6 protein-coding genes are annotated in these 3285 nt (G+C 61.9%); 4 read left to right on the top strand and 2 right to left on the bottom strand.

Annotated elements, in window-relative coordinates:
- The first annotated feature begins 215 nt into the window (after positions 1–215).
- The 4 genes from KDH83_RS30075 to KDH83_RS30060 are packed head-to-tail and all read left to right on the top strand — an operon-like array spanning position 216 to position 1702.
- On the top strand, positions 216–527 hold the full coding sequence (locus tag KDH83_RS30075) for a hypothetical protein (RefSeq protein ID WP_212322561.1): 312 nt from the start codon (positions 216–218) through the stop codon (positions 525–527).
- A gap of 1 nt (position 528) precedes the next feature.
- Positions 529–807 carry a hypothetical protein gene (locus KDH83_RS30070; protein ID WP_212322557.1) on the top strand — a complete coding sequence of 93 codons (279 nt, stop codon included), beginning with the start codon at positions 529–531 and terminating at the stop codon, positions 805–807.
- Positions 804–1304, top strand: coding sequence for a hypothetical protein (locus KDH83_RS30065; protein ID WP_212322554.1), 501 nt, complete (start codon positions 804–806; stop codon positions 1302–1304). Before KDH83_RS30070 ends, KDH83_RS30065 begins: the two co-directional genes overlap by 4 nt.
- Positions 1301–1702: a hypothetical protein gene (locus KDH83_RS30060; RefSeq protein ID WP_212322551.1), complete on the top strand. Its 402-nt coding sequence runs from the start codon at positions 1301–1303 to the stop codon at positions 1700–1702. Before KDH83_RS30065 ends, KDH83_RS30060 begins: the two co-directional genes overlap by 4 nt.
- Before the next feature lie 302 nt (positions 1703–2004).
- On the opposite strand, the gene KDH83_RS30055 is transcribed toward KDH83_RS30060, so the two are convergent.
- Complete coding sequence (locus KDH83_RS30055; RefSeq protein ID WP_212322548.1) at positions 2005–2961, bottom strand: hypothetical protein; 957 nt, start codon at positions 2959–2961, stop codon at positions 2005–2007.
- 61 nt (positions 2962–3022) lie between these two features.
- Complete coding sequence (locus KDH83_RS30050) at positions 3023–3283, bottom strand: hypothetical protein (protein WP_249205454.1); 261 nt, start codon at positions 3281–3283, stop codon at positions 3023–3025.
- Positions 3284–3285 lie beyond the last annotated feature (2 nt).

Raw genomic sequence — 3285 nt, 5'->3', positions numbered from 1 at the left:
CGGTAGAGGACCACCGCGCCACGCCGTTGTGGGTCCGGACGACGAAAGCGCCGTATGTCCTCGGTGTTGTCGAGAGGGCCGGTGACAAGGATGTCAGCTATCCAGGATGGGGGCCGTTGCCGGCGTGGCTTACGGACGTGCAGCCCGTATAGCTCGTTGACGATGCAACTATAGCGCCCGCCTTGAGCGGGCTTTTTTTCGTCTAGGGGAAACGATTGAACATTCAAGAATTCGACGCCCTGGCGGCGAAGCTGGCCGGAGTCGTCGGCGCCATGGTCTCCATGCGGTTTCTGCAGGGATCGCGCACCGCGAAGATCAGCATGGCGGCGACCGGCGCGGTGCTCGCGTACTACGGCTCGCCATGGCTCGCAGGCTTTCTCGGGATTCCCGAGGGGCTGTCGGGCTTTCTCTGTGGCTTCCTCGGCATGGCCATCATGTCGCGGCTATGGCAAGCCGTGCAGGAGGCGCCCATTGGTGCGCTGTGGCAAGCGCTGCTCGACCGTGTTCGAGGCAACAGGGGGGGGTGACATGGAAAGCACCATCTACATCACGTTGTGGGCCGTCCTCGCGTTCGTGAGCTGGCTCATCGTCGCCGGCGGCGCTGCATTGGCCGTTTTCTCGAAATCGATCGAGGACAGCGCGCTGGAGCGTATCGGGCTGTCGGCTGTGTGCCTGACTGCCACGGGCGCGGCGTGTCGCATCGTGGCCGCAGGCTGGGCCAGTGCCGGCGATGCTGCGCTCGCAGTCGCTGCGGCGTTTTATGTCGCTGCGGTGACGATCAAACATATCAGGGAGACCAAGCAATGACCTTGTCGCAAATCATCGAGACCGCCATCGATCCCGCGCTGGCCCTGCTGCCGGCCGCCATGGACACGCCGGCTGCGCGCAGCATGCTGCTGGCGATCGGTCTGCAGGAATCTCGCTTTGAACACCGCCGGCAGCTGGTGGGCAATCCGCCGCGGCCGCTCGGTCCCGCCAAGAGCTTTTGGCAAGCGGAGAGGGGCGGCGGCATGGTCCACGGCGTGCGTGAGCATGTTGCGACGCGCGCCCTGGCCGCGCAGTTGTACCGAGCGCGCGGCGTGCCGGCGGACGACACTGCAATCTGGGACGCGATCGAGCATGACGACGTGCTGGCCGCCGGCCTGGCGCGACTGCTGCTGTGGACCGATCCGAAGGCACTGCCGGCCCTGGGCGATGCGGATGCAGCCCTCGCGTGCTATCTGCGGGTCTGGCGGCCGGGAAAGCCGCACCCCCAAACCTGGCCGGAGCTGTACCGGCAGGCCGTGGCCGAGGTGCAGCGGTGAACCCGCTACTGCGCCTGGCGCTGCCTTGGATCGGCGGCGCCGCGCTGGTGCTCGTGCTGGGCGCTGGTGTCGTGCTGTATGGCGCCAGCCGCTACGACGATGGCATGGCCAAGGCGAACGCCGATCACGCCCTGGCCGAACTGAACGAGTTCAAGACCCAGACCGGCCGCCTAGCCGGCATCGCCACCACCTTCGAAGCCAGCGCCGCCACGCTGCGCGACAGCCAGCCCAAGATCATCGAGAGGTACACCCGTGTCGAAGTCCAGAGCCCTTTGCCTGCTGGTTGCCGTATTGACGCTGGCCGGCTGCAGCACATCAACGAAGCCGGCCGCCTGGCCAATTCTGCCGGCCAACCTGGCCCAGCCATGCCCGCCGGTGCCCGAGGTGACCAGCGATAGTTGGGACGACTTCGCGCGCAGCTATATCGCCCTGGCAGTGCAGTATGGGCAGTGCGCGGAGCGGCACCGCGCCACCGTCGAAGCGTGGCCAAAGTGAAAGGGCCGCATCTGGCGGCCCTTGGTGCTAGGAGGCAATAGCGAGAAGCCTAGCAAATACCGCCGTCGTGATCGGCGTGACTGGTGTGGCCGCTGGCGTACTGACCTGCGGGGTCAGGTTGCGATGGTTGGAGCGTGTAGCCTCGAAGAGGCGCGCCGAAGTTTCAGCCGATTTCTCGGCAGCGCGTTGGAGAGCGTCACGTACCTCAGTTGGCGTTTGGTATGTTCGCATTTCCATCACCTTGTGTCGACGGGATATAGAAGATCTGGGGCGTTTCGGCGTTGATCTGGGCTCGACCAGCAGCATACAACGCCTGAGCCAATTGTAGAAGCATGCCTGTTGGCTTTTCCACCTTGGTGAAGATGGTTCGTGCCTCTTTTCGGTCAATTACGAACCCGTGTGATGGGTAGTTGGCTACAAGCTTCTCCAGGCCGCCGGCCCTTAGATTCAAACTTTTTTCGTTCAGCCGTTGCCCATAGGCATAAGCTATATCAGTGGCCCGTTGCATCTCAGCTAAGCGCATCGGATCAATTTGACCGAAAATCGGCGAGAACAATCCGGTTGTCAGCTTCGATGCCATGTCGGAAGCGGCCTTGGTTGACAAGCCTTCGTAGGTCAGTTGGTCAACATACGTTCGGAACGCATTCATCGCTTGATTTTGTAGGTAATTGACCGCCTGCAATATATCGAGACCTGAATTACGACCTACGAGTTCATCGGATTTTTTGATCTGAACATCCAATGGACCCAGCTCGCTCTGATCGCAGAGATAAAGCTGTGTGGCGCCAATGCAGATGAGAGTTCCCGCGCTCTTGCATACCCAGGGGACCAGTACATGGAAGTCCTGGAATTCGTGCTGGAGCGCACGCGCAATTCGGAATCCCGCGTGCGGATCGCCACCTGGTGTGGTCAGGACAAACAGTGCATGACTAGATTTTTGCTTTTGCTCTTCCAGTTGGAGGCAGATTTGGTCATAGCCCGCACGATTGATTTGGCCTGAATACACGATTACATCGCGGGCCGGCTGCGGCTGCGGCTGCGGGGGCGCGGAGTCCTCCGGACCGGCGATGTGTAGATGGGGAAGGCCTTGTCCTTGAGGCCCTTCCTCTTGGTTCTCGCGATCTTGTTCCTCCGCAGCGGAAGGGGCAGCTTCTCCGGTCATTGTGTATCCTCCATGGGTGGGGACACTATATACAAAAAGTTATCCGTAAGTAACCGCCGGTCTACCTCGGCCCCATTCCCTTCCTGAGTTTGTACGGCGCCTCAAGTATTTCGGCCGTCCATTCCTTGCGCTCAACGACGCAGGGCTCCACAGCGATCTGCTGCATCAGCTCGTCGTAGATGTCGCCCATGAGGCCCGTGGGCCGGCGCAGGTCGCAGGACACTTGATCGAGCCGCAGGAGCAGCGAGCGCATGCGTTTGATCTCCCAGAGTAGCGTCAAGACGTCTGGGTTCCAGGGCTGGCGTTCGCGGATCTCGCGCAGCT

It is taken from the genome of Achromobacter sp. Marseille-Q0513, from assembly GCF_018195695.1.
Classification (GTDB): Bacteria; Pseudomonadota; Gammaproteobacteria; order Burkholderiales; family Burkholderiaceae_B; genus Achromobacter.
Note: the sequence above shows the minus strand (reverse complement) of the source record. Positions and strands in the feature narration are given on the sequence as shown.

What these genes read in the sequence shown, in the direction of transcription:
- KDH83_RS30070 (WP_212322557.1), top strand. Translation starts at nt 529, where the DNA reads ATGGAAAGCACCATCTACATCACGTTGTGGGCCGTCCTCGCGTTCGTG.
- KDH83_RS30055 (WP_212322548.1), bottom strand. Translation starts at nt 2,961, where the DNA reads ATGACCGGAGAAGCTGCCCCTTCCGCTGCGGAGGAACAAGATCGCGAG.
- KDH83_RS30065 (WP_212322554.1), top strand. Translation starts at nt 804, where the DNA reads ATGACCTTGTCGCAAATCATCGAGACCGCCATCGATCCCGCGCTGGCC.